Origin of the sequence: Roseibium algae (assembly GCF_037783265.1) — a bacterium.
GTDB classification, from domain to species: Bacteria; Pseudomonadota; Alphaproteobacteria; order Rhizobiales; family Stappiaceae; genus Roseibium; species Roseibium algae.
The window spans coordinates 1-24,747 of record NZ_JBAKIA010000009.1 but is presented as its reverse complement, the minus strand read 5'-3'; the positions used below and the strand labels follow the sequence as shown (position 1 = coordinate 24,747).

Annotated in this window: 20 protein-coding genes; 6 read left to right on the top strand and 14 right to left on the bottom strand. The window is 55.8% G+C overall.

Going from position 1 to position 24,747, the window contains the following annotated elements:
* Positions 1 to 174 precede the first annotated feature (174 nt).
* The 8 genes from V6575_RS13300 to V6575_RS13265 all read right to left on the bottom strand — a co-directional run bounded on the left by V6575_RS13300 (position 175) and on the right by V6575_RS13265 (position 9,946).
* On the bottom strand, positions 175 to 1,944 hold the full coding sequence (locus V6575_RS13300; protein ID WP_340274953.1) for a BatD family protein: 1,770 nt from the start codon (positions 1,942 to 1,944) through the stop codon (positions 175 to 177).
* Positions 1,945 to 1,958: 14 nt separating this feature from the next.
* On the bottom strand, positions 1,959 to 4,199 hold the full coding sequence (locus V6575_RS13295) for a tetratricopeptide repeat protein (RefSeq protein WP_340274952.1): 2,241 nt from the start codon (positions 4,197 to 4,199) through the stop codon (positions 1,959 to 1,961).
* A gap of 1 nt (position 4,200) precedes the next feature.
* Positions 4,201 to 5,220: a vWA domain-containing protein gene (locus V6575_RS13290; RefSeq protein ID WP_340274951.1), complete on the bottom strand. Its 1,020-nt coding sequence runs from the start codon at positions 5,218 to 5,220 to the stop codon at positions 4,201 to 4,203.
* Complete coding sequence (locus V6575_RS13285; protein WP_340274950.1) at positions 5,217 to 5,681, bottom strand: DUF4381 domain-containing protein; 465 nt, start codon at positions 5,679 to 5,681, stop codon at positions 5,217 to 5,219. The genes V6575_RS13290 and V6575_RS13285 overlap by 4 nt, the downstream gene beginning before the upstream one ends.
* Positions 5,678 to 6,598: a DUF58 domain-containing protein gene (locus V6575_RS13280; protein WP_340274949.1), complete on the bottom strand. Its 921-nt coding sequence runs from the start codon at positions 6,596 to 6,598 to the stop codon at positions 5,678 to 5,680. Before V6575_RS13280 ends, V6575_RS13285 begins: the two co-directional genes overlap by 4 nt.
* A gap of 17 nt (positions 6,599 to 6,615) precedes the next feature.
* A complete protein-coding gene (locus tag V6575_RS13275; RefSeq protein WP_479692204.1) occupies positions 6,616 to 7,608 on the bottom strand; it encodes an AAA family ATPase in 993 nt (330 codons plus the stop codon).
* Positions 7,609 to 7,890: 282 nt separating this feature from the next.
* Positions 7,891 to 9,282: a sensor histidine kinase gene (locus tag V6575_RS13270; protein WP_340274947.1), complete on the bottom strand. Its 1,392-nt coding sequence runs from the start codon at positions 9,280 to 9,282 to the stop codon at positions 7,891 to 7,893.
* Positions 9,269 to 9,946: a response regulator transcription factor gene (locus tag V6575_RS13265; protein ID WP_340274945.1), complete on the bottom strand. Its 678-nt coding sequence runs from the start codon at positions 9,944 to 9,946 to the stop codon at positions 9,269 to 9,271. The genes V6575_RS13270 and V6575_RS13265 overlap by 14 nt, the downstream gene beginning before the upstream one ends.
* Positions 9,947 to 10,248: 302 nt before the next feature.
* Here V6575_RS13265 and V6575_RS13260 point away from each other — a divergent pair.
* Positions 10,249 to 11,378, top strand: a protein-coding gene (locus V6575_RS13260; RefSeq protein WP_340274943.1) for an IS3 family transposase whose coding sequence is annotated in 2 segments (ribosomal slippage) — positions 10,249 to 10,483 and positions 10,483 to 11,378 — 1,131 coding nt in all. Because the reading frame shifts where the segments join, the coding sequence is not laid out codon by codon here.
* A 183-nt stretch (positions 11,379 to 11,561) separates the two neighbouring features.
* Here V6575_RS13260 and V6575_RS13255 read toward each other — a convergent pair.
* Genes V6575_RS13255 through V6575_RS13245 form a run of 3 tightly spaced genes read right to left on the bottom strand, consistent with a single transcriptional unit; the run spans position 11,562 to position 16,797 of the window.
* A complete protein-coding gene (locus V6575_RS13255) occupies positions 11,562 to 14,648 on the bottom strand; it encodes an efflux RND transporter permease subunit (protein WP_340274942.1) in 3,087 nt (1,028 codons plus the stop codon).
* Positions 14,645 to 15,718, bottom strand: coding sequence for an efflux RND transporter periplasmic adaptor subunit (locus V6575_RS13250; protein WP_340274940.1), 1,074 nt, complete (start codon positions 15,716 to 15,718; stop codon positions 14,645 to 14,647). Before V6575_RS13250 ends, V6575_RS13255 begins: the two co-directional genes overlap by 4 nt.
* On the bottom strand, positions 15,718 to 16,797 hold the full coding sequence (locus V6575_RS13245) for an efflux RND transporter periplasmic adaptor subunit (protein ID WP_340274939.1): 1,080 nt from the start codon (positions 16,795 to 16,797) through the stop codon (positions 15,718 to 15,720). Before V6575_RS13245 ends, V6575_RS13250 begins: the two co-directional genes overlap by 1 nt.
* Positions 16,798 to 16,997: 200 nt before the next feature.
* Here V6575_RS13245 and V6575_RS13240 point away from each other — a divergent pair, with 200 nt between their 5' ends.
* The 5 genes from V6575_RS13240 to V6575_RS13220 all read left to right on the top strand — a co-directional run bounded on the left by V6575_RS13240 (position 16,998) and on the right by V6575_RS13220 (position 20,855).
* Positions 16,998 to 17,603 carry a TetR/AcrR family transcriptional regulator gene (locus V6575_RS13240; protein ID WP_340274937.1) on the top strand — a complete coding sequence of 202 codons (606 nt, stop codon included), beginning with the start codon at positions 16,998 to 17,000 and terminating at the stop codon, positions 17,601 to 17,603.
* A gap of 137 nt (positions 17,604 to 17,740) precedes the next feature.
* Positions 17,741 to 17,932: a hypothetical protein gene (locus V6575_RS13235; RefSeq protein ID WP_340274936.1), complete on the top strand. Its 192-nt coding sequence runs from the start codon at positions 17,741 to 17,743 to the stop codon at positions 17,930 to 17,932.
* Positions 17,933 to 17,993: 61 nt separating this feature from the next.
* A complete protein-coding gene (locus V6575_RS13230; protein WP_340274935.1) occupies positions 17,994 to 19,067 on the top strand; it encodes a glycosyltransferase family 4 protein in 1,074 nt (357 codons plus the stop codon).
* An 89-nt stretch (positions 19,068 to 19,156) separates the two neighbouring features.
* A complete protein-coding gene (locus V6575_RS13225; RefSeq protein ID WP_340274933.1) occupies positions 19,157 to 20,101 on the top strand; it encodes a glycosyltransferase family 2 protein in 945 nt (314 codons plus the stop codon).
* 4 nt (positions 20,102 to 20,105) lie between these two features.
* The gene (locus V6575_RS13220) at positions 20,106 to 20,855 is read left to right on the top strand and encodes a glycosyltransferase family 32 protein (protein ID WP_340274931.1); all 750 of its coding nucleotides are present in this window, start codon (positions 20,106 to 20,108) and stop codon (positions 20,853 to 20,855) included.
* 9 nt (positions 20,856 to 20,864) lie between these two features.
* On the opposite strand, the gene V6575_RS13215 is transcribed toward V6575_RS13220, so the two are convergent.
* The 3 genes from V6575_RS13215 to V6575_RS13205 form a co-directional block, all read right to left on the bottom strand.
* Positions 20,865 to 21,947: a glycosyltransferase family 61 protein gene (locus tag V6575_RS13215; protein ID WP_340274929.1), complete on the bottom strand. Its 1,083-nt coding sequence runs from the start codon at positions 21,945 to 21,947 to the stop codon at positions 20,865 to 20,867.
* Between the two features lie 63 nt (positions 21,948 to 22,010).
* Complete coding sequence (locus V6575_RS13210; protein WP_340274928.1) at positions 22,011 to 23,744, bottom strand: thiamine pyrophosphate-requiring protein; 1,734 nt, start codon at positions 23,742 to 23,744, stop codon at positions 22,011 to 22,013.
* Positions 23,745 to 23,910: 166 nt separating this feature from the next.
* Positions 23,911 to 24,747: YegS/Rv2252/BmrU family lipid kinase (locus V6575_RS13205; RefSeq protein ID WP_340274927.1), on the bottom strand; the 837-nt coding region annotated here is incomplete at its 5' end.

Here is a 24,747-nt window from a genome sequence, read left to right as displayed (position 1 = left end):
GCATTGCCAACTTATTCTGATCGGCGAGCATGGGTCTTCGTTTTGGACGGATTTCAGGCATTCATTTCGCCGGTGTAGTGCTGCCAAAGACCTCTTGCCGTGGCGCTACTCAGTAAAGCCAGTGTAACAGAGCGGGTACCACCAGGAAGACAGGCTTCTTGCGCGCAGCCGGTATCAGGCTGGATACAGCGCAGGTAGCTGCGACGATCTCAGGTCTTTTTGCGCAGAGCCGATCTTGCGGTCTTCCCTAGCAAGTCTGTTGAGCCAATCGCGTGTCCGGCCTCCGGACGTTTCGGGAGAGGGTGCGAAGGCAGCTTGCTCCAGAGCGGCTATGGCCTCTCTTGCGGCGGCGGTCATCGCCGGGTCGCCGCCGACCAGCCGGCGCCAGGCCAAGACGCAGCCGTAGCATCCGCGCAGATCGCCGGATTTTTCCCTGGCAGATGCCAGGGCCAGCTGCTTGCGGCGTTCAGACAGACCGTTCGGGCGTACCTGCTTACGGGGTGTTGCGGACATAGGTTCTCGGCTCTTATCGGCAAGCCGTCCCTTTTTCTGGAAGGAGGCGGCCGCTCCGCCGAGCGCGGCCAGGATCGCGGCGACGCCAAGCCCGGCAAGCAGATAGACAGGCAACCTCCCGCTGGCTTCCTGCTGTGCGTGCTGAATGTCCTGCGAGGCGGACGCAGCTTCCGGTGCTGCCGCCGCAGGCTGACCGGCCGACGTCATAGTTCCTTCGGCCGTGATGACCTCGCTCGGCAAGGTGACCGTCTTTGCTTCTCCGGTAGCACTGTCGGTCCAGTTCACCTTGATCTCCGGCAGCGTTATCTTGCCGCCGCGTGCCGGCACCACGGACAGAAGAAAGTCCTTCCTGGCGACAGTGCCTTCGGCGCTCTGATCCTCGCCCGTCTGGACGTCGTCAAGATAGATCCGCGCGCCATCTGTGTTGTCGAAGGAAAGGTCCGGAAGCTGAACCGCGCTGGCACCGAGCGCTAGTAGACTGACGCGGCGGCTCACCGCTTCCCCTTCACGGAAGGCCGGGCGTTCGGGAGACCATGCGGCAGTCAGCCGGACGTCTTTCGCCGGCAGGAACCATTGGTGCTGCCCTGAACCGCCGTTGGGATCGGCGCGAACCGTCAGCTTGATCGGGTCGGAGCGAATGGCAAAGGGTTTACCGGGATCGAACATGTGGTTGAACATGGACGAAGAGAAACCGGGAAAGCTCCTGAAACCAGAACCCGCGAAAGGATCGCGCCGCCGCGCAGCGGGGTCCTCGACGGAACCGCGCAGAACAAAGGGCGGTATTTCGATCACGCCCTCCTCCTGGGGCTTGAGCATATATGTGCGCTCGATCACATTGAGCGTCTGGCCACGCCTTGAGGCCTGACTGACCCGGTCGTCTCCACGCTGAACGAGTTCGAAGGCACTCGAATGCGGAGCAATCAGTTCAGCACTCTTGATCGGTTCGCTGGTCTCGATACGAACGGTCAGTGGCGTTTCCTGAAACAGAAACGGATTACCGTCGTCAAGGGTTGCCGTGAGGCCGATCCCGGAGGCTCCCGCGGCTCCGGGTATGGAGCCTGCATCCACCACCTCGATAGGGACGGGAGAACTGCTCAGGCCTCCTGCATTGATCGACGGAATTTCAAGCGTGCCCTTCGATTTCGGCGACAGCGACACGGTCCAGCTCACGCTTTGCGAGCGTTTTCCGTTGATGCTTTGCGTCGACATGGATTGCGACGTGCCGAGGATGTCGAAGTCTTTCTGCAGCGGGGCGAGATCCGGGCTCTCGCCAACCTGGCCGTCGGCTGTCAGGGTCAGCTGAAATGCGTCCTCTTCGGCTACGGTGCTACTGTTCACATAGGCGACCAGCCCTCCGGCCCAAGCAGGGGCGGCAAGCGCGATGGAAAGAACAGCAGCGCTGACAGTGGTTTTGAGCGTGTTGAAAGTCATGGACCTGTTTCCTCTCAGTTGGCGCCAGACCGAAGCTGGACATAATGTTGACGAATACGAGCGCGAAGCAGCCCGGACGGGTCGTCGGGTACCTTGCGCAATTGTTGCTCTATCGCCTGACCGACCACCGGAGCTCCCGGAATGGAGGCCTCCACCGGCTCGCCGCTGGCGTCCTCGCCATTGCCGTCCAGCACGCTGGAAAGCAATTTCGACAGACGGTTTTCACTCTCCTTGTCGGCTTTTCCGCCAGCGTTTCCGGAAGCGCTTGCCTGCTTAGGGGGCCTGACAGCCTCCTGGGCGGCCTGGTCTTCTTGAGCCAACCCTTCAGAGCCGACCTTCTCTTGTTGCCCGGCCTGCTTGCTGCCCTCTTCCTGACCCTGCGGCCGTGTTTCTGAGGCCCCCTGTGTCTTCTCGTCACCAGCGCCGGCTGCTTTGTCCTCAGCCTGTGCGGCAGAGCGTTCTTCTTCGCCGACGTTGGTAGACTGGCCGTTCTTCGCGTTGTCCGATGCCTGGTCTTCCGGTTGCCCACCCTGCGATGCGCTTTGCTGGTCGGCGTCTTCTGCCGAACCGCTGTCCTGTCCCGGCTGAGCGGCTGACTGCTGCTGATCGCCGGACTTGCCCGACTGGCCGGATAGGCCGGACTGGTCGCCTTCTTGCTGCTGCGATACGTCGGAGGCCTGCTGCTGCTGAGTGGACTGGCCGCCGGCGTTCTGCTGGTCCTGCTGGCCTTTAGAACCGGGCTGTTGACCAGACTGGCCCTGGAATTGCTGCTGGTTCTGCTTTTCGTTGTTGCCGGACTGCTGTTGCTGATCCTTTTCGCCGGAACTGCCAGCTTGCTGCTGCTGGTTGTTCTCCTGTTCCTGTTCCTGCTGCTGTTTCTGTTCATCGAGCAGCTTCTGGATCAGATCGCGATTGTACTTGGCGTCTGCATCCTGTGGATTTGCCGCCAGCGCCTGATCGTATGCTCCAAGCGCTTCCTCGAGCTGGCCGGACTTGGCAAGCGCATTGCCGCGATTGTATGCGCCGATGGCAAATTCCTGAGCTGCCGAAGCGTAGTCGCCCGCCCGGTAGGCGGCACTGCCGCGCCAGGAGGGCGTCTCGAACTGGCGGGACGCCGTGTCGTAATCTCCGGAGGCGAAAGCCTTCTGGCCCTGCTGGTCGGGTGTCGACCAAAGGTCCTGCCAGGTTCCCGCGTGGGCTGGGCGGGTCGCGATGCCGGGAGCAAAAGTCAGGCACGCGACCAGTCCGATGCTGAACACCAGCCCGCGGCGGAAGGCAAAGGGCAGAAGTAGCACGGGTAGGATCAAGAGCCAGTAGCCCATATCGACCCAACTGTCGGTCTGGAAATCCTCCGCCTTGCCGACGGTTTCGATCCTGTCGGACTTCGGCAGGATGCGATTTAGGTCGGCGCTGCTTGCAGTCACGCCGGAGTAGGCACCGCCACCGGCCCGGGCGACCGTGTCAAGACCTTCGGCATCTAGGGCCGTCGTCACCTTTTCTCCTGTGCGGCTGGTAATTGCCTGACCGCGCGCGGTCTGCAGCGTTGCCCCTTTCTCGGTGCCTATGCCGAGAACGGAGACGGTGTACCCGGCTTTTCGAGCGTCGATCGCTGCCTTTTCGGTTGCGGCGATATCGCCTGCATTGTCTGCGATCAGAACGATTTCACCGCGGCCCGCGTCGGCCCTTTTCAGAACGGAGACTGCCTCGGAGATGGCAAGGTCCGGCCTGTTGCCGAGAACCGGCATCAGCTTGGTGGAGAGTTCGGGAAGCATCTGCGAGATCACCTTCCTGTCGCTTGTGAGGGGCGCGGCGACGAAGGGAATGTCTGAATAGATGACCAGTGCACGCTCTTCCCCTTCTGTACGAGCGAGAATGTCACGCAGTTTGTGCACCGCGCGTCGCATGCGGCTCGGCGACAGGTCGTCGGAGTTCATGGATTGCGCCAGACTTAGGACTGCGACCACGGGCTCCCCGCCGGTATATGAGGGAACCTCGGTTTTCTGCCAGGTCGGCCCAGCCAGCGCCGTCACCAGGATAAGCAACATGGCCGCCGCCAAAGCCGGAAGGAGACGTGATGCACGGGCGGTTGCCCCGCCGGCCGCCAGATGCCGCAGCAAATGGGCGTCCACGTATTTGCCCCAGTTGCCGCCAGTGGTGCTGTTGCGGGATCGCAGGGCGAGCCAGAAGAGAAGACACGCGGGGATCAGCGCCCAGAACCATTCCGGGCGCAGGAAGTGGAACAGATCGGTTTCCATGTCAGGCTTCCTTGTGTACGGGGTGTTGTGCGATGAGGGTCGGAACCGTCGCGATCAGCGCGGCAAGCGCCGCGATGAGCAGGGCAAGACCGGCCGGCCAGAAATAAAGGGCGACTTCTGGTCGTACATGCACCGAGTCGGTACCGGTCGGCTCAAGCTTGTCTATTGCCCGGTAGACCTGAGCCAAGCCGTTGACATCGGTCGCCCGGAAGTATTGCCCGCCGGTAAGCTCCGCGATCTTGCGCAAGGTGCTTTCGTCGAGATCTGCGGACGGATTGACCATCTGGCGACCCACCGGAGTATTGATCGCCATCGGGCCGGCGCCGACGCCGATTGTGTAGATCCGGATACCCAGTTTCGCGGCAAGTTCGGCTGCCTGGACCGGGGCCATCTTGCCTTCGTTGCTCGCTCCGTCGGTCAGGAGGACCAGAACACGTCCTTCGGCAGGCCTTTCCTTCAAGCGCTTCAGGGAAACTGCAATGGCATCGCCGATTGCCGTTTTCTGGCCAGTCAGACCGACTTCGGCCTGGTCGAGCAGATCACGGACGGCCTGCCGGTCGAAGGTTAGGGGCGCCTGCAGATAGGCGCGATCCGAAAAGAGCACCAGACCGACCCTGTCGCCTTTCCGGCTTTCGATAAACGCATCGGCTGCATCCTTGACAACGCTGAGGCGGGTGGACGGCCTGCCGCCGACGGCAAAATCCTGTTCGGCCATGGAACCGGAGAGGTCTATAGCCATCATGATGTCGCGTCCGTCCGCGGGAAGCGGGACTTCAGGGCCGACATAGGCCGGCCGGGCCACGGCCGTGACCATCAGCAGCCAGACAAGTGAGGCAGCAGAAAATTTCCACCAGGACGTCGATATCCGGTCGGCCCGGCCTCCGAGATCCCGAGACAGGCTTGCAAAGAACGGCACTTTCAGCGCACCGCCCAACCCTTTGTCTGCGGGTTTGAGAAAATAGCGCAGCACAAAAGGCAGCGGCAGCAGAAGAAAGGCGAAAGGCCAAAGAAAGGTGATCATCCGTTCCTCCTGATCCAGGTGGCGGTTTCTGCGCGCAGCGCCTTCGGTTCGAAATTCTGGTTGGCCGGCGGACCGTAGGGGCCGATGGCGAGAAGCGTCGCAGTGTCGCGGTTCATCCCGTGTTTGCCTTCCATCAGGAACGCGCTCCACGCCTCACCGGTCAAAACGTCAGCCCCGGCAGAGCGGCGCCGGGCCACACGCCGAAGGAGGGACGAGATCTGCGTGATAAACACCTCTTCTCGCTCCGGATCGATTGCTTCAAGTTCGCGAAGCGCAAGAAAACGGGAGCTCCGACGGCGGATCCAGGTCCAGATGACGGCGGACACGACAAGCGCGCAGACAAGGGAGAGCAGAGCCCACCATCCAGGTGCGACCGGCCACCAGCTGATGGCTTCCGGCAGGCGAATGTCGCGTAGCTGGTCCAGTTGGTCCAGCATCTGCGGAGAGAGTGCGGTGCTCATGCTGCCATACTCCGGTTGCGATGCGGATGGAGGATCCAGGCCGGATCGTCGGGTGTCTGCAGGTAATGGCAGACCATGCCGTGATGGCGGCTGATCAGTTCAAGCCGCGCCCTTCGAACCTCAAACTGCTGTGCGTAGCGTTCCAGTTTCCGCCCGCCAAGAGCTGAAATGGCCAGCGCGTGTTCGCCATCGGTGATACGCCCGCCGCGAGGCGGCAGGGCAGCATCGAAGGGATCGCAGATCTGTATGTTGGTGACATGGGCATTCACTGCCAGATGTCGCAGCTCTGTCTCCGCTTCGTCATCGAAATCGGAGAAATCGCTGATGACGAAAGCAAGCGTTCCAGGGCGGTTACGGTGACGCAGGCGGCGCAGAGCATGCGCCAGCGTCACTTCCGTTCCCGAAGAACGCTCCGGCCGTGTTTCTTCCGCAAGAGTTTCCAGAAACCCGAGAACTGAACGCCGCGTTCTGGAGGCGCGGAAGTCCCAAAGGCCCTCCCGCGTCATAACAAGTCCGCCGACACGGTCGCCGCCGTCATGCCCGATCCAGGCCATCAAGGCAGCCACTTCCGCTGCCAGATTCGCCTTAAAACGATTTCTGGTGCCGAACTGCATCATAGCGCGCATGTCGGTCAGAATGACGATGGGCCTCTCTCGCTCTTCCTGGAAAAGCTTGGTGTGGGCATGGCCCGTCCGGGCAGTCACGCGCCAGTCGATGGATTTGACGTCGTCGCCTGGCTGATAGATACGGCTTTCGGCGAATTCCATACCACGCCCGCGGAAAACGGATCGGTTGGCACCCCATTGATGGGTCGCGACACGGCCCGAAGGCGCAAAGCCTGTAAGGCCGCGCTGTGGGCGCACCCTCACTAGGTCGGGCAGTGTCGCGACAATGCCTTTGAGTTCATGGTCTGTCATGACGGTCCCCCGTGTGTTCAAGCAACCGGAACCCTGTCGATCAGGGTGTCGATGAAGCCGTCGGCTGTGTTGCCTTCCGCTTCCGCCTCGAAGCTTAGGATGATGCGGTGTCGCAGCACGTCGTGAAGGACGCTCTGCACGTCGGACGGGGTGGCGAAATCCGCGCCGTTCATCCAGGCATGAACCCGCGCGCAGCGGTCCAAGGCGATGGTCGAGCGGGGCGAGGCCCCGTAGGAGATCTGATGCGCAAGATCATCGCCGTACATCTGCGGCCGGCGGGTCGCCTGGATCAGTTGAATAATGTAGTCCGTAAGCGCATCCGAGACATGCGTCTGCAGGGCGCCCTGCCTAGCGTCGAAGATCTCCCGCTTCGATACCCGGAAGGAAGGCTTCACGGTTTCGGCAAGAGCTTCGCCGCGAACGATCCGCAGCACCTCGCGTTCGGCTTCGGCAGACGGATATCCGATTTTGATGTGCAGCATGAAGCGGTCTAGCTGGGCTTCCGGCAGTGGATACGTGCCTTCCTGTTCGATCGGGTTCTGGGTTGCCATCACCATGAAAAGATCTGGCAGACGGTAGGTCGCTCCAGCGACGGTCACCTGGCGCTCGGCCATGGCTTCGAGGAGCGCCGATTGCACCTTGGCCGGTGCGCGGTTGATCTCGTCCGCAAGAATCAGGTTGTGAAACAAGGGCCCGGAATGAAACTCGAAGGTCCCTTTTTCCGGCCGGTAGATCTCCGTCCCTGTCAGGTCGCTAGGAAGCAGGTCCGGGGTGAACTGGACACGGCAAGGCTCGCCTTCGATGAGTTCCGCCAAAGAGTTGACGGCCTTTGTCTTGGCAAGGCCGGGCGCGCCTTCGAGTAGGATGTGCCCGTCGCCGAACAGGCCCAGAAGTAGTCTGTCGACAAACCGCTCCTGGCCTACGATCCGCTGGTTCATGTGATCGCGGAGCGCATCGACAAGCACGTTGTTCGGGCGGGCTGCGGTGTGAAGTGCATTGCTGGTCATCATAGTCCCTCGCAATCGGGCCCGGCTTTGTGCCGAAGCGCCGCGGTTTCAGGTTCAAAGCTTCGGTGAAAGCGAAAAACCAGCTTGCGGGGGCTGCAATGCCTCCATTCGCCTTTCTTGAGAGGCGCTGGTCGGCAGTTCAATCAGGAAGCCGCTGAAGGGCAAACAGTTCTCTCAGTTCGACCAGCCCAGATTGGTTCTCACTTTCACGGTTCATTTCCCAGGGTCAATGAACAGCAAGAACTTTAAGCGGCGGAGTTTGAGGCAGCTTGCGGTGGACTTTAATTATTGTTGAAGTTCGCTCTTGGGGAACGACACGGTGACCTTAAGGCCTGGATGGTCGGCGGAGCCGGAATTGGTCTGCGAAAGTGCTATGGCAGCCTCGTGATGATCGGCGACGGCTTTCACCAGTGCAAGACCAAGACCGCTGCCAGGCTTGCTACGGGCGCTGTCGATCCGTTTGAACAGGTCGAAGACATCGTGTTGTTGCCCGCTGGGAATCCCTTCTCCTGCGTCCTCAACAACCAGATCGAGCCACTCGGGCCGGTCTTCGAGACGCACCCGGATTGAAATGCCGGGGCCACCATGCACGATCGCGTTTCCGACTAGGTTGGCGAGCATCTGCTGAACCATGTTCTTGTCGCACTGAAGCTGGCTATTTCCAGCCTCGCCAGGCAAAAACGCGATCGTCTGGCCGCTCTCCTGTGCAAGAGGCGTAAAGAATTCGACTGTATTCTCAATGAGACTGCCGATGTCGTTTAACTGCATGTCGTTGCGCGGCGAGCCTGCACGGATCCGGGTGATACGGAGAATTGTATCGATGATCTCGTTGAGCGCCCCCGTCTCGTTGAGCGCCTGTTCAACTTGAGGCTGCGGATTGCCACCAGCGTCGATTTCGTCCAGGGCATCGTTCAGTACAAGCGAGACACGGGCGAGTGGTGTCTTCAGATCGTGTGCGATGGCAGTCGTTGTCGCGCGCATGCTGTCCATAAGGCGGGACAGCGCATCGAGGTTCGCGTTGATCTGGATGGAGATTTCGTCGATCTGGTCCTTTCTCTCCACGATCGACACGCGCGCATCGGATTCGCCACTTGCAACGCGCGCGAGAACGCCCTCTATCGACCGGAGTTTCGAAAAACTCTCGCCGCTCGCCAGCAGCCCCAGTACGAGCGTCCCGAAGGTCAGGAGCACGGTCATGATGATGAGGCCTGCAATCATGTGGACGCGCATCTCGTCAACGCTCTTAAGGCTTCGCCCGACGGCAAGCGTTGCATCGGTATACTTCTGGACCGATAGCACGAAACGGCCGGCGCTTACTCCTGCGGCAACCGATTGCAGCGTTGTGTCGCGGACGCCTATGAAATCCGGCATGGCTAGGTCGGCCCCGGCAAGATTGACGCCCTTTTCATCGAAAACGGCGGAGACCCGCTCCTGATTGTTGACTAGGTCGCTCAAGGTTCCGATTGCCTTCACCAGGCCCTCGCGTCCTTCAGAGGAATAAATATCGCTCAGAAGGACAGCCTCCTCCAGGGTCTGCTGTTCCGTGGTATCGCGCAGGGCCTGGGTGGCCGACCAGATGAACAGCGATCCGCCCAGGCACATGAGAACAAGAACACCTATCGCGACCTTGGCAGAGGTCCGAAAGGGGCTGCCCGACAGAAGATCAGTGAGGCGCACAGATCCGGTATCCCATGTTGCGAACGGTTTGGATCAAGGGCGTTTCGAACGGCTTGTCGATCTTCTGGCGCAATTTGCTGATGTGTGTCTCGACGACAGTCGTTCCCGGATCAAAGGAAAAATCCCAGATCTTTTCCATGATCATCGTCCTGCTCACAACCCGGCCTTCGGCTTCCATGAGGAGTTCGAGCAGCGCGAATTCCTTGTTCTGCAGATCGATGACCTGCTTCTGGCGCACCGCAACCCGCTTAAGCAGGTCAAGTTTGAGATCGTGGCAGTTGAGTTCGGTCTTATGGCTGTTCTGTTTCGGACGCCGCGACAGGGCGTGAATGCGGGCGAGAAGTTCGGAAAAGTGAAAGGGTTTGACGATATAATCGTCCCCTCCCGCCATCAGGCCCTCGACCTTGTCCTCGACATCGGAAACGGCTGTCAGGAAGATGACCGGCAGCGAGCTGTTGGCAGCCCTGAGCGCCTTGACGAGTGAAAGCCCGTCCAGCCCGGGCATCATCCTGTCGATGATTGCAACGTCGCAGGTATTGTAGAGGCAATAGGTAAGCGCTTCGCGACCGTCGCTCACCCAATCGACCGAAAATCCCTGTTCGAGCAGACCTTTGCGGACATATTCCGCCATCGTCTCATCGTCTTCCGCAACCAGAATTTTCATCGCTCGAGCTTTCGATCAGAACAAACCGCCTTGTCAAGGACTTAGTCCCTGATCGCCAACAGCGCAATCGATATGCTGCGAGCGGTTATCCTATTTCTGGGCTTGTCGCAAGTTTCGTCGGCAGACGGAAGTCTCCCGTTTTGGGGCGACTTTCAGTCTACGTTAACTTTTTAATTCCGAAGAGCACTGCAAGTAGATCGTTGTGTTCGCGGGCGCTCCACTGACCGGTAAAGTCAAAGTGGACCTGTCGCGGTTTGATGCCGCTCCTTTGATAGCATTTATTGCACCAAAGGAGATGAATTATGGGACTGAAACGGACGGACGAATTTCGCCAAGATGCGGTGCGTATAGCACTGACCAGTAGGCTTACACGCAAGCAGGTAGCTGATGATCTGGGTGTGGGCATGTCGACGCTGAACAAGTGGATCACGGCACACAGAGACACGGATGTGGTGTCGAAAGAGGATTTAGGCCTCGCCCAAAAGAATGACAGACTTCGGCGCGAGAACCGCATTCTCAAGGAGGAAAGGGAGATCCTAAAAAAGGCCACGGTGTTCTTCGCGAGCCAAAAGCCGTGAGGTTTAAGTTTATCGAAGAGCACCAATCTGCATTCTCCATTGGTCGGATGTGCTATGTGATGAACGTCAGCCCTCGTGGTTTGCGCGCGTTTCGCAACCGTCCTGCCAGCCGCAGGCAGCGGTCTGATCTCGTCACGCTGGCGCATATCAAAGAACAGTCTCGCCTCAGCTTGGGTAGTTATGGCCGCCTGCGAATGACCGAAGAGCTGAAGGAGATCGGCCTGAATGTCGGCCACCGCCGCGTGGGTCGTTTGATGCGTCAGAACGGTATATCCGTGATCCGAACGCGCAAACACAAGGCTACAACGGACAGCAATCACAAGTTCAACATCGCGCCGAACCTGCTGGACCGGAACTTTGCAGCGGATACTCCAAACCAAAAATGGGCGGGAGATATTACCTATATCTGGACGCGAGAGGGCTGGCTGTATCTTGCCGTCATCCTCGACCTGCATTCCCGACGAGTGATCGGCTGGGCTGTTAGCAATCGGATGAAACGCGACCTTGCGATCAGGGCATTGAAGATGGCGATTGCGTTCCGGGCACCGCCAAAGGGCTGCATCCATCACACGGATCGCGGTAGTCAGTATTGTTCGTATGATTATCAGAAGATCCTCCGGCAGCACGGGTTTAAGGCGTCGATGAGCGGAAAAGGAAATTGCTATGATAATGCGGCGGTTGAGACGTTCTTCAAAACGATCAAAGCAGAGCTAATCTGGCGAGACACATGGGACACCCGCAGGCAGGCTGAGATGGCCATCTTCGAATACATCAACGGCTTCTACAATCCGCGACGCCGCCACTCAGCACTGGGCTGGAAAAGCCCCGTCGCTTTCGAACGCAAGGTGGCCTAAACGAGCACGTGGGGCGGCACGAAAGCGGGACAGGTCCACCTTGCTGAAGTAACACCAATAGAAGCTCAGGTAACACATAGGAGCTACACTTCTTGTCAAACCAAAAAGTCTCACAGAAAGCAGCCAAAACGGCCCTTTCTGCGAGACATTCAGTATTGTAACAGCCGATAAGGCACTCAAATATCAGATCGCGCCAGCACTCGTTGCTGTTTCATCTTCTGGCTTCACGTTTGGATCTGGCTCCGGAATACGGAACCAGGCCACATAGAGCGCAGGCAGGAAGAGCAGAGTCACCACCGTTCCGACGATAATGCCGCCCATCATGGCGTAGGCCATCGGCCCCCAGAAGATCTCCCGGGAAATCGGGATCATGGCGAGGGATGCCGCGGCGGCTGTCAACATGATCGGCCGCATTCTATGGACGGTCGCTTCAAAAACAGCGTCCCAGGCAGCTACTCCCTCTTTACGCAAGTCTTCGATCTGAACCACAAGAATAACGGAGTTGCGGATCAGGATTCCGATCAAAGCGAAGACACCAAGCAGTGCGACAAAGCCCAATGGGGCGCCGCTTGACAACAAGGCCACGACCACACCAATCAATCCAAGAGGAGCAACCGCAATCACCAGGAACAGACGGCTGAAACTTTGCAGTTGGAACATCAGGATTGTCAGCATGATGAAGATCGCAAGCGGAGCAACGGCTGCAATCGGGCCCTGTCCCTTGGCACTTTCTTCAACCGCACCACCTGTGGCGATCTTGAAGTCCTGAGGCAGGTTCGCTCGCAATTCATCCATTTGAGGCTTTAACTGCTGGACGACTGTGGCAGGCTGTAGAGAGCTTATGACGCTCGCGGCCACGGTAATGGTTGCCTGCCTGTGCCTGCGCCAAATCACCGGCTGCTCCATTTCGTAGCGAATATTCGCGATCGCTGCGAGTGGAATGCTCTGATTATCTGCCGTGGGCAACTGTAACTGCTGGATCGTTTCGAGAGAGTGACGCTCCTGCTCATCCGCACGCGTTATGACATTGATCAGATAAATCGAGTCCCGGATCTGTGTCACCGTGGCTCCACCGACAATGCCGTTCATCAACTGGGCTATATCCTGCGAAGTGATGCCCAGCTGACGTGCTTTGTCTTGAAGGACATCAACCTTCACCACCCGGCCCGGCTCATTCCAATCATAGACAACAACGCCTGTGTTGGGGTTTGTCCCTATGAGCGCTGCAACTTTCATCGCTTGCGTTTTTACAGTGTCGATATCTGGGCCGCTGACGCGGTACTGGATCGGGCGACCCACAGGCGGTCCCAGTGCAAGCAGTTTCACATGGGCATCAATGCCAACAAATTGCTCATCAAGAAGCTTTTCAATCTTGGCACGGACCCGATTGCGGGCTTCGATACTCTTGGTCACAATTACCGTTTGACCAAAGCTGGGCAGCTGCGGCTTAACATCATAGGACAAGATAAAACGGACCGCACCCTGACCGACATATGAAGTCCAATGTTCGATATCGTCATCACCTTTAAGGTGCGCCTCAAGTTTTGCGATTTGAGCATCCGTTTCGCTCAGAGAACTATTCTGCGGCAACGTCCAGTCAATAACCAACTCCGTCCGGTCTGAAGATGGGAAGAACTGATTTTGCACAAATCCCATTCCGAAAATGGATGCAGCAAAAACGCAAACAGTCGTCAGGATTGTTACCCAACGGTAACGCATTGCCCACAACAACAAGACATCAAAAATCCGGGCAACCAGACCTTTGGTCTCATGATGGGTCTTCATGGTTTTGGGCAGAAACACAACACCGAGCAAAGGCGCAAAGAGAACTGCTACAATCCAGGACAGGATCAGGGAAACTGCAATCACCACAAACAAAGTGAAAGTAAATTCGCCCGCACCACTGTCATTCAAACCCACAGGAATAAAACCTGCAACGGTTATCAAAGTGCCGGTCAGCATCGGGAAAGCTGTCGACGTATAGACATAGGTCGCCGCCTTATGAAGCGGGTCTCCCATTTCCAGACGGGCAACCATCATTTCAACAGCAATCATGGCATCATCAACCAGAAGTCCGAGTGCAATGATCAAAGCGCCCAGCGAAATTCTCTGCAGAGGAATACCCAAATACTCCATGAACACGAAGGTCATGGCCAAAACCAAAGGGATCGAAAGAGATACGATAAAGCCCGCCCGGACGCCAAGGCTGATGAAACTGATTGCCAAAACGATTGCGACGGCCTCAGCTAATGACTTCGTGAACCCACCAACGGCTTCCTGAACCACCTCAGGCTGATCAGCAACCAAGTGAACGCCAATCCCGATAGGAAGTTCCTGGATGGCCTTGTCCATTTCGGCGTGCAGGGCCTCACCGAATTCGAGTAGATTCCCGCCAGCCTTCATTCCGATGGCCAAACCGATCGCAGGCTGACCGTTAAAGCGGAAGAGGGTTGAGGGTGGATCCGCATAGCCACGGCTGACCTTTGCGACATCACTTAGACGGAAGAAACGTCCGTCGACCCTTAGGTTCACATTCTCCAGGCTCTTTTCTGATTTAAACTGGCCATCGACTCGCAGGCTCACCCGTTCCGGCCCCGCCTGCATCACACCCGATGGCACAACAGCGTTTTGCGCCTGAAGTGTCGAAACGATGCTGTCTTGGGAGATGCCCATGGATGCCAATTTTCGAACAGAGAATTCAAGATAAATGACTTCATCCTGTTCCCCGACCAAGTCGACTTTACCAGCACCAGGCAAAGTCAGAACGCGACTGCGGACGTTCTCAACATAATCGCGAAGCTGCCGGAAACTAACGCCATCAGCCGTGAAGGCATAGATATTACCGAACACATCACCAAAGTCATCGTTGTAGAATGGACCCAGCATTCCAGAAGGAAATTCAGCAGAGATATCGGCCATCATATGCCGGACCTTGGTCCAGGTCTGGCGAACCTCATCCGCTCTGGTGGTATCTTTCAAATTCACATAAATCAGTGCCGACCCAGGCGACGTCATGCTTTTGGTGTAATCGAGCTGAGAGAGCTCTTCGAGCTTCTTCTCAATCCTATCCGTAACCTGATTTATGGTCTCTTGCGTGGAAGCCCCAGGCCAACTGGCCTGGATCAGCATCGTCTTGATGGAGAAGTCAGGGTCTTCCTGACGCCCCAAGTTAATGTAGGAGAAGACACCGGCCACGACCGAAATGATCATAAAATACCACATCAAAGAGCGGTGATTGAGCGCCCATTCAGAAAGATTGAATTTTTTCATGACCGTTTCTCTTCACCAATGGAGACTTCCTGATCCTGCATCAGCGCATGCACGCCTGCCGTGACGATCCGCATACCGGATTCGACCCCCTCAAGGACAATGAACTCATCTTTGGTTTTTTGACCGATTGAAATTTGCTGCTTGCGGACAGTTTTATGCTCTTCATCCACCACCCAGACGAAGCTTTTCCCATCTTCTTCAAGCAAAGCACTTAAAGGCAGTGACATGACCGCCTCCTGGTGATCAAGTGACCTTGCAGAGATAATGGACCCAAGACGATAGCTATCAGGTGGATTATCCAGGGTCATACGAATACGACGTGTCCGCGTCACGCTATCTGCCTCAGGAGATACTTCCCGCACCTTTGCATTGACAGGCGGTGCATCAAAAGCCTGCAGCGTGACGACAAAGGAGGCGTTTCTCAGTCGACCGACCAGGCTTTCGGGAATATCCACGATTGCGTCGCGTTGATCGAGGCGCGCAACGGTCATGATGGTATCTCCAGCATCTGCGACCTGACCTACCTGAGCCTCAACTGCTGTTACAACACCGTCAAAACTTGCTTTCAGTTTGGTGTAACCGAGCTGCTCCTCAGCCTTTTGCAACGCTGCCTTGGCATTTGAGACACCGGCTTCAGCGGTTTCATTTGCCTGCTTGGCAGCGTCAAGCTCCGATGCAGAAGATACGCCACTTTTGGACAGAGCCTTAAAGCGCAATTCCGATGCTTTCGCATTTGTCAGCTGCGCCTGTGCAGAGCTCAGGCTGGCTTTTGCCTCATTAACTGCAAACTCATAAATCTTTGGATCAAGGAGAGCTATTAACTCACCTTTGCTCACGCGATCGCCGATATCCACGTTGCGAGAAATAATGCGACCGAACACCTGAAAGCCAAGGTCTGCGGTGTAGCGCGGCTCTATTGTGCCAGTGAATTCATTTTCCTGAGGAACGGACGGCATAGCGATAATCGACAAAACCGGCCTTGGTATTTCCTTAGGGGCAACAGTTTCCTCATTGCAAGCTGCAAGCATGAGAACAGGCACAAGAAGAAGTGAACGGAGCATCATGGACATTATAATGCATCTCCCTCACGAGGATTGACCATCTGTTTGGGACTCAGCAATTGCGTTCCGAAGGTGACGACAACTTCCCCATCGGCAAGACCATCACTGATGAGCACTCGCTCGGTTTCATGGCGTGCAATCTGAACGAGATGTAAGTCCACGGTGTCGGTTTCCGGATCAACGATCCAAACGGCCGGCTTACCGTCTAATGACGCCAAAGAGCTCCAGGGTAGCATTGCCACGCGTTGCCCAATCAAATTAGCAACAACAGTAACAGGCGCGCCAAGCGTCATCGATGCCGGGGGATTATCAATCGAAAGTTTGAGCTTTACCGTGCCAGTGGCAGGATCAACAGTAGGCGAGATCTCTCGCATACGCGCAACGGCCTCCACACTCGGATCCGAGACCAGGTGAATATGAAATTCCGGAGTTGCGAGGCGATTTGCCAGGAGAGCTTCGAAAACCTTCAAGACCGCATCGCGCGGGCCATCGCTCGCAATAGAAAATACCGTACTGCCGGGCTGAACCACCTGACCAACCTCAACACTACGCTGAGTTATCACACCACTCTCTTCAGACCGCAAGATTGTATCGTCAAGACTTTGTTGTGCCTCTGACAGCCTGGCCTCGGCGGCATCTAGATTGCCGGTGGCGACCCGATAGGCTTCTTGAGCAGAATCATGGTCACTCAGCGTTGTGAAACCTTTATCTAAAAGCGCTTTCTGCCTCTTCAATGTCAGGGATGCCTGACGTAAGGTAGCCTCAATCGAACTGACATTGGCCTTCGCAGCCTCCAGGTCCGCCTGCTTTTCTTCCGGAGCGAGCTTTGCCAGGACCTGTCCTTTGGCGACATGATCACCAATATCGACCAGCCGTTCACTCACTCGCCCAGACACCCGAAATGCGAGATCGTTGTGATATCGAGCCTCCACATCACCGGTCACGGATAGCTGCGGTGTATATTCCACAAACTCAACCCGCTGAGTCTTTACTGCAAGCGGTTCACGCTCCACTTCAGCCGAAGAACCCCGCGTAGCCGCGGCCATAGCCAATAGCATCGCAACAACAACATTTATCCGAAATTTCATTCATCAATCTCCGTCCAGAGACTCGGTACCAGCCAGGCCATGGCCATTTATAATCTCTGATGGGTACCAATCTTATTAACTGACCCGTTAGTCAATAACTTTCTTGAATGAAGTGAAAATTAGGTTATCCCAGAGGGGAAAGCTTATCTGATCGACTCGGATCAAGCTTCCAGGATCACGCGCGACAAGAGGAAAGCCCGATGAGACAGAGAAGAAAGGAAGAGCGTCCTAGCGAACTTTTGGAAGCAGCCTTCGAAGAATTCTCACAAAAAGGCTTTGCGGCAACCCGACTGGATGACGTCGCGCGCCGCGCGAATGTCACCAAAGGCACCATCTACGTCTATTATCCGAGCAAAGAAATTCTGTTCACAACGATGGTCCGAGATTTGATGTCACCTGCTTTGGATGACGTTGAAGCCCTGCACTCACTAGAGGGAGGTAGTGCTGAAGAGATACTCAAAAATTTCTTACACTACATTTACAACACAGTCGCTCGCGACAGGCGGAAACGTGAACTCATGCGCTTGCTCATCCTGGAAGCCGAAAGGTTCCCAGATCTAACCCGCGATCACTACAACCAGTTTGTAGAACCGCTTTTACTGCAGCTTAATCAATATCTTATCTCTCTGGCCTCTTCTGGCAAAATCAGAGACGCTCCAGCATGCCGCTCATCACAAATTCTGTTGGGGCCAGCCATAGCACTGAATGTATGGCGCCTTCTTTTCCTAGATGCACCAGAAGTCGATACGGACGCACACCGGGACGCCGTTCTGGATCTGTTCCTCTATGGCCTCTTGCCGCGCTGAATTCAGAGGACTGAGTGGCAGGAGTGTATTCGCCGACCATCAAAGAAAACCAATCAGTCTATAATCACTCGCTCGCAAAGACTTCCTTTGCATTTCGCACGCTATATGTACCAATTCACTCTATCGATCGGATTGTAATGTCAGTTTCTAGTCTCGTCATCGCCATGTCGTGCCTTTTTGCTCTGTCTGGCTGCGCAGCCGTAGCTGTAGGTGGGGCAGTTGTCGGTGTGACAAGCACGGTCGTCGGCACAACCGTGAGCACAACAACAAAAGTCGCTGGAGCTGCCGTTGGTGCCGTCATTCCTGATGGAGATGGCGACGACGACTAGACACCCAGCCCTATGAGACCCATACGTCTGCAAAAATCTTCAAACATCAAAAGCGTGTCCTATGAAAATCGCCGTCGTACTGCCTCGTGGAATGCAGTTCTCTCGTCAAGGCGCAACGTCGATAGACATCGTCGCACGAGACCTTGTCCTGAAAAGCCGATTTCGCCCGAACACCTACGTTGTTGGCGCAGCTATTCCAGATCCATTTAGCGACGTGGACTTTCGCCCTGTGGAAGCCACAAGTCAGAAGCGGATGATGCGGGGTATCGTTAGAAAGCTGAAGGCCGATCTGCCAGATATCGTCGTCGTACATCAACATCCCGAAACGGCAGCATTCGTCGCCAAGACCCTCCGCGACATACCTGTTGTCCTTCATCGCCATGGCTTGCTTAAGGAAAGCCGCGGTTTTTTTTCGCGATTTCTCAAAGCAAGACTGTTCTCAAAACTGGCCGGCGTTGTTTTCGTCAGCGATTTCATTCAACAACGCTTTCTTGAGCAGTTTCCCGCCGTCCAACCGCGCGCACAGGTCGTTTACAATGGCGTGGACACCACTTTCTGGTGCCCGGCAGCCCAGAAGAAACACGACATCATCTATTTGGGCCGTGCCCGGGAAGACAAAGGTATCCTTCCACTGATCAAGGCTTTCAAAGCGCTATCACCAGAGGGCTGGACGTTAAAACTGGTTCTTGGTGTTCAGACAGAAGCAGAACTCACCTTCGCCGATGTGGTGGATAAATTGTGCGCAGGACATGAATCCATCTCCATCACTCGGAATGAACAATCTGCAGCGGTGCAAGGACACCTGTCAGAGGCCTCTATCGCGGCGCTGCCATCCATTGTCCGCGAAGGATTTCCGCGCGCCGTTGTCGAGGCAATGGCCTGTGGATGCGCGGTTCTTGCCACCCGTCAAGGCGGCACTGTGGAAGCCGCTGGCGAAGCAGCATTGTTGCTGGAAGACCCACAATCTGACACTTTTGAAGAACGCCTAAAAACTGGTCTCGCCAGCTTGATCGAAGGCCAGGATCTACGCCAGCACTTTGCGGCGGCCGGTCGGAGCCGAGTTGTCAATGTCCTTGGCCTTACTGCCGTTGCAAAGCGCTATGACGATCTCCTAGAGCGCCTCAGCAAAAACTGATTGCCAAGCCTAGAAACGACGTTAGTTGACAGGGTTAGACTTTGTCTTCATTGCTTCGAAAGCTATAATTTCTCAGACAGCGGCAAGATATGCAGAAAATACGGATCGGCATCATGGTCTGCACGGCCCAGCGCCCCAAGATGCTGGAGAACTGCCTGCACTCGCTTATCACGCAAAAAATACTCCCAGAATGGCACGTCGAAATCTGCGTGGTAGAAAACGATAGCGAACCACGATCCCGTGAGACGGTCGACGCCGTCTCTGCAGGCACTTCAATTCCGATCCACTACACCCAGGAAGCAACCCGAGGCATTCCCTATGCCCGGAACAAAACACTTAGGGAATCTCTTGAACGTGGTTACCACTGGATTGCCCTGATCGATGATGATGAAATCGCCCTATACAACTGGCTGAAAACACATATGGAGGCTGTTGACCAGTTTAGTGCTCATGTGAGTTACGGAGCGGTCCAAAAGAACTTCGAAAAGCAACCTCCCGACTGGTGGTATCCGGAAATTCCCAACCATCATCCAGCTGGCCACTCCCTGCCCCGCGCGTCAACCAACAATGTTCTGTTTTCTGCGCGTTTAATTTCGCCGCCAGCCGACCTCCGCTTTAATCCCGCATATCTCTACGGTTATGAGGACCTGGATTTCTTTGAGGCAGCTTATGCTCGCAAATTCAAAATCGTCTGGACACCAGGCGCAATTGTTGAAGAAGAGGTCCCCGCAAGCCGGGTAGAACCGACAAGATTGCTTAACTGGTCAAAATCGAGTTCAGCGGCCCATGTTCAGGTCTCAATCCTGCGCAAAGGATATTTGCGCTCGGCACTGAAATTCTCAATCAAAGGCATGAGGCGGCTTCTCGGCGGCGCAATCGGCTCCGCATTTTTCCTCGTGCTGGCCAAATTTGGCAGCAAAAAAGCTGTCTACCGCCATTACAAAAGCCGTATGCGATTGGCCAGAGGGCTAGGAAATCTGCAGGGTGTCCTTCAAAAACCCTATCGCTACTACCAGGTTATCGATGGGCAATGATGTGATGACGGCACAGATGGATCGAAATATTTTCGTTTTCTGGACTGGCGACAATGAAATGTCTCCAGAACGCGCGGCATGTCTGAAAACACTGGCAAACAGTGAATGCACGGTCACTCTGGTCACACCAGAGAGCCTGTCTCAGTGGGTTTCAGACATCGCGCCGCTCCATCCAGCTTATGAATTTCTGTCGGCGGTTCACCGCTCAGACTACCTACGCCCCTATTTCATGCATCATTTTGGTGGCGGCTATGCGGATATAAAAGAGACCCGAGAAAACTGGCTCCCAGCATTCGATGCGCTTGAGACAACACCTGACGCTTTCGGCATCGGCTACCAGGAGAAATCAGCAAAGGGCGTCGCAAACCTGCATAGGCACACAGTCGATGGCCAGAGTTACTATCTGGACGAGCCCACAAACATTATCAGCAATTATGTACGCTATCGCTTTTTTAGAGCTCACTGGCGCAGCATGATCGGTATGTGCGCTTATATCATGCGCCCCAAAACAGAATTCACAGCGCTCTGGCTCAAGACTGTAGAGCAACGGCTCGACATCCTGTTGCCCTTGTTAAAGCAACGCCCAGCAGTCTCACCGCGGCAGGCTGCAGATACGGCGGTGACTGGTGACGATCTGCCCTATCCGGTACCGTGGTCTTTTCTGTGTGCAGATGTAATCCACCCGCTTGTTTATCGAAATCGCAATAGAATCCTGCAGGGCCTACCGACCCCGAGCTTCAAAAACTACATGTAAGACGTCGGCTTACAGCTGAGCGAAAGCTCGCTCCAATGCGCCTAGATCCACTTTTGTAGACGCCGTAAACGCTCGCCCTTGCGGGTTGAGCGTTATCAAGCTTTCGTAATCGAAGCCCAACTCTCTGGCCAACATGTAATAATGCGGCGAACCCATTTCCGGACTAAACAGCTCAATCACCTTGCAGGGCAAATGCTGGCTGAAAATAATGTTGGTCAATCCAGCCCCATGTGCGCCCACGACAACCGATGCCTGATTGAACAATGCGATCTGACCTTCAAGCGGCAATGTGGACGGATCGACAAGTTCAAAACCATACTTCCGCGCCAGACCGTTGACGGCCTCCTGATTGCGAAATGCACGACCATTTGCAGCACTTTGCCCGCGCAAAACAAAAAGCCGTCGGCCCTTCTCATCTGACTTTGCAACGCCAAAGCGATCTATCATCCAGTCAAAGTAGGGTTTGTGATTGAAAAACGCCCGGACGACATAAGCCTGCTCGACGGCAATGGTTTCCTTGCGGCCTTGAACTATAATCTCCCGATTGCCGAAGACCCCAAGGCTCCGAGCCTGTTGGAAAAACACCGTTCCGGCCGTCTTTTCCGGAACCAGAAACGGGATGTCTGCAGGCAAGCCATGCATCTCGGCCACACAGGCTTTGCTCAGGACATAGAGGAAAAAATGAAAATAATTGTCGCCATGAAAATGGTGCAGCAAGATCGCCGAAGGCAGCCGTTTCTGCGCGTTACCCAAATGCGAAAGAAAACGCGGGCTGCGCTCGCGTTCAGGCAAGTCACTTGATCCCCATAGGACACGCCCGTTGACGAAGAGAATACCCATTTTCGGATCGACAGTGCAGGGCCAGTCCAGGCGTATAATAGCTTCACGGTCAGATACATTTGACCAGTTCGCAAGAAACTCTCGTGCCTGATCTGGCAATAAAGCAGGCCCTTGATCCTTATCAGGGGCTTTGCGATGATCGGTGAGACAAGTCGAAAAGGCTTCCAGCTGTGCCCGCGGCCAAATTCGGTCAATCGCATGAGCGATCGCCTTACGCGCCTTGTGGAACTCATCTCGTAACGGGTAGCTCATGTCACAAACACCTTATCGCAACGGGCAAGAAACTTGTCCGCTACATTGTCCATGATAGAGCCATTACCCCGTGATCTTGATCTCGACCAGCGCCAAATTGCGGTTTTCGTCAATATTTCGGATGGCGTCTGCGAGAATGCCAGGCAGCTTAGACCCATCAGAAACACTTGCTGTCCAAGCGCGGCTGGCTTCCGCGACCTTGGTGAAGTCCGGGCTGGGGCTTAATTCAACCAGTGGCATGTCGTTGGATCTGGCGGCATAGCCATCTGGATAGATCCCAGTGACCGAGTGACGCACAGCCCCCCACTCTGAATTGTTCAGCACCAGAATCAGCATCGGCAACCCAAGACTTTCCGCGATCTGATGACAGGTGACCGGGTTTGAGAACATATAGGATCCGTCGCCCATGGTCGCGACCACCAACTTGTCCCGATCCGCCAGCTGAATGCCGAGACCGCATGGAAATGACCAGCCCAGACCACCGGAATGAGGCTCCTGAAACCAACTGCCATGATCTTTCAGATCAATCTGCGCCAGTGGACAGCCGAGCTCTGACAGGACCGTAGTGGGGCGTCCCTGGATGGCATCAGACAGGCATTTGGACACAAAAGCCTTCGTCATCGGAGAACGGTTTCCAGCCTCGGCAGCCTGAAGAGCCGCAGCTTGGGTTTTCTGCGTCCGCCCCTCCACAGCTGGGCTACGGGCACTGCATATGGCTGTATGGTCTGCGTGAAGTGCTTTCATTGCACACGCTAGGGCCAGAACCGCATCTGCGGTCTCAGACATGATCGACAGGTCTGAGCGGAAATTGCGCACCGGAACCCGAGAGTACAGCGGATTCTGACCCACATGGATAATCTTGCAATCCGGCCGTGGTTTGTGAACATCCGGAGCCCAGGGCGCCAGGCAGTCCAGAACAAGAATGGCGTCCGCTTCGTCAAGGTAAGGTTCCAGATCGGCTCCCGCATTCATGGGATGCATGGTCGGCAGCGCGAGTTGAACCGCCCAATATTGCGACACCGGAATGGACCACATGTCCACCATCTCGGAGAACGCTTCAAAGGCTTCAGCGGAACCTGTTCCGCGCTGAGCGATGATCAGCGGATTTTTGGCCTCAGACAGAATCTGAGCCGCTTCTTCAATAGCCCCAGCATGAACGCCTACTTTAGCTGCCGCCATGGTGGGTGCTGGTTCTAATTCGGAGACCGGACAAGGCTCGCACAAAACCTCGCGCGGCAGGCTCATGTAAACCGGGCCCTTAGGCAAGGACGTGGCTATGGCATACGCGCGATCTGCCATTTCAGCGACCTGTTCCGGGAACCTCAATTCATAATCCCATTTGGAAGCCTCTCGCACCAAGGCGGCCTGATCCCGCATTTCCTGGCCCCAGCCGATTGGCACAGTGCGGGCTCCCAGCCGGTCTCGCTCGACGACGGGCGTGCGGCCGGAAAACAGCAGCATGGGCACATGATCCGTTGCCGCGTTAATCGCGCCGATGGCGCAATTCGCCAGACCAACGTTGGTATGAGCCATCACAGCCTGCGCTTTGCCGGTAGCAAAATAATAGCCATGCGCCATGCCCATGGCAGCATTTTCATGAGGCATGATCAGAGCTTCTGGCAAATCAATCTGTTTAGCGCGTGCCTCTGCCAGCCCTTCAATGATGGGCGGAAAATCCGTGCCGGAGTTGGCAAAAATATAATCGACACCGAGGGTTTTCAGACGGGCCAAAAGAGCGCCACCGGCTGTCATGGTCTCGGCTGTATCAGTCTTTTCCGTCTTGCTACTGCCGGACATATTTTCTCGCTCCAAAAATTCAGCGCTCTTCGCATGTGCTCTAAGAATTGGATACAGCAGGAGCTGTCTTTGACGTAGGTCTCAAACACCAACGTGCCGCCTAGTGGCACTTCAAACTCTCGAAGACAAAGAGGTAACTTACTCACGGGAGGGAGATGCCTTGGATTCACGGTCTGCGGAAATATATGCCGCCGGACAGAGTTGAAAACTCCAGCCGAGTTTCATGAATTGGCTCCCCATCCAGATTAATCTGCAAAGGCTTTTCCGTCTCAAGGACCAATTCTGCAAGCTGGGCCATAATCACCCGGTCGCGCAAACCCTCTAGTCCAAACTCAACCAAATGCTTCAGGAGGTCAGACATCTCGCCGGGCTTTGGATAGGGAATAATCGTCACATCAAGAAGCCCATCGTCCAGCACCGCATCTGGGCAAAGCTGCACCCCACCTCCCGCCTGACGGCCATTACCAATGGCCAGTGCAACAAAGTCCCCCTCCCAGGAAAACCCTTCGGCCTCAACACGGCCAGAACAAGCCGCTAGCTCGGAAAACCTGTGAAGGCCTGTAAAAAGGTAAGCTGCCCCGCCAAGGAGGTTTTTAAGTTTGGGATCAGTCTCGGTGGTGACCCGCGTTCCAAAACCGCCTGTCGCCACATTGACGAAAACCCTCCCATTTACCTGGCCAAGATCCGTTGTTTTGGTCTCACCAGTTGCTGCAATCCAAAGGCTTTCAGAGATATCAGTTGGATTCAAACCTATGCCATGCGCAAAATCGTTCGCACTGCCCAAAGGCAGAAGACCAAATGCGAACGGCAGTTTTTCATTGCCGCTCACCGCCTCACAGGAAGCAGCAACGACTTCATTGAGAGTTCCATCGCCCCGGTAATCCCCCCTAAAATTAGTGGTGTTCAAAAGTAGAATTTTCTCGGCAAGATATCTGAGGAGATTTTTGATGAAGAACGGACGATACAGCGACGCACAGATCATGGCGGTGTTGAGGCAGGCGGA

Excerpts from the sequence above, each read along its gene's own strand:
- V6575_RS13290 (WP_340274951.1), bottom strand. The coding sequence starts at position 5,220 with ATGATCACCTTTCTTTGGCCTTTCGCCTTTCTTCTGCTGCCGCTGCCT.
- V6575_RS13220 (WP_340274931.1), top strand. The coding sequence starts at position 20,106 with ATGACGGCACAGATGGATCGAAATATTTTCGTTTTCTGGACTGGCGAC.
- V6575_RS13280 (WP_340274949.1), bottom strand. The coding sequence starts at position 6,598 with ATGACAGACCATGAACTCAAAGGCATTGTCGCGACACTGCCCGACCTA.
- V6575_RS13275 (WP_479692204.1), bottom strand. The coding sequence starts at position 7,608 with ATGATGACCAGCAATGCACTTCACACCGCAGCCCGCCCGAACAACGTG.
- V6575_RS13230 (WP_340274935.1), top strand. The coding sequence starts at position 17,994 with ATGAAAATCGCCGTCGTACTGCCTCGTGGAATGCAGTTCTCTCGTCAA.
- V6575_RS13255 (WP_340274942.1), bottom strand. The coding sequence starts at position 14,648 with ATGAAAAAATTCAATCTTTCTGAATGGGCGCTCAATCACCGCTCTTTG.
- V6575_RS13240 (WP_340274937.1), top strand. The coding sequence starts at position 16,998 with ATGAGACAGAGAAGAAAGGAAGAGCGTCCTAGCGAACTTTTGGAAGCA.
- V6575_RS13235 (WP_340274936.1), top strand. The coding sequence starts at position 17,741 with ATGTCAGTTTCTAGTCTCGTCATCGCCATGTCGTGCCTTTTTGCTCTG.
- V6575_RS13210 (WP_340274928.1), bottom strand. The coding sequence starts at position 23,744 with ATGTCCGGCAGTAGCAAGACGGAAAAGACTGATACAGCCGAGACCATG.
- V6575_RS13245 (WP_340274939.1), bottom strand. The coding sequence starts at position 16,797 with ATGAAATTTCGGATAAATGTTGTTGTTGCGATGCTATTGGCTATGGCC.
- V6575_RS13215 (WP_340274929.1), bottom strand. The coding sequence starts at position 21,947 with ATGAGCTACCCGTTACGAGATGAGTTCCACAAGGCGCGTAAGGCGATC.
- V6575_RS13265 (WP_340274945.1), bottom strand. The coding sequence starts at position 9,946 with ATGAAAATTCTGGTTGCGGAAGACGATGAGACGATGGCGGAATATGTC.
- V6575_RS13285 (WP_340274950.1), bottom strand. The coding sequence starts at position 5,681 with ATGAGCACCGCACTCTCTCCGCAGATGCTGGACCAACTGGACCAGCTA.
- V6575_RS13300 (WP_340274953.1), bottom strand. The coding sequence starts at position 1,944 with ATGACTTTCAACACGCTCAAAACCACTGTCAGCGCTGCTGTTCTTTCC.
- V6575_RS13225 (WP_340274933.1), top strand. The coding sequence starts at position 19,157 with ATGCAGAAAATACGGATCGGCATCATGGTCTGCACGGCCCAGCGCCCC.
- V6575_RS13295 (WP_340274952.1), bottom strand. The coding sequence starts at position 4,199 with ATGGAAACCGATCTGTTCCACTTCCTGCGCCCGGAATGGTTCTGGGCG.
- V6575_RS13250 (WP_340274940.1), bottom strand. The coding sequence starts at position 15,718 with ATGTCCATGATGCTCCGTTCACTTCTTCTTGTGCCTGTTCTCATGCTT.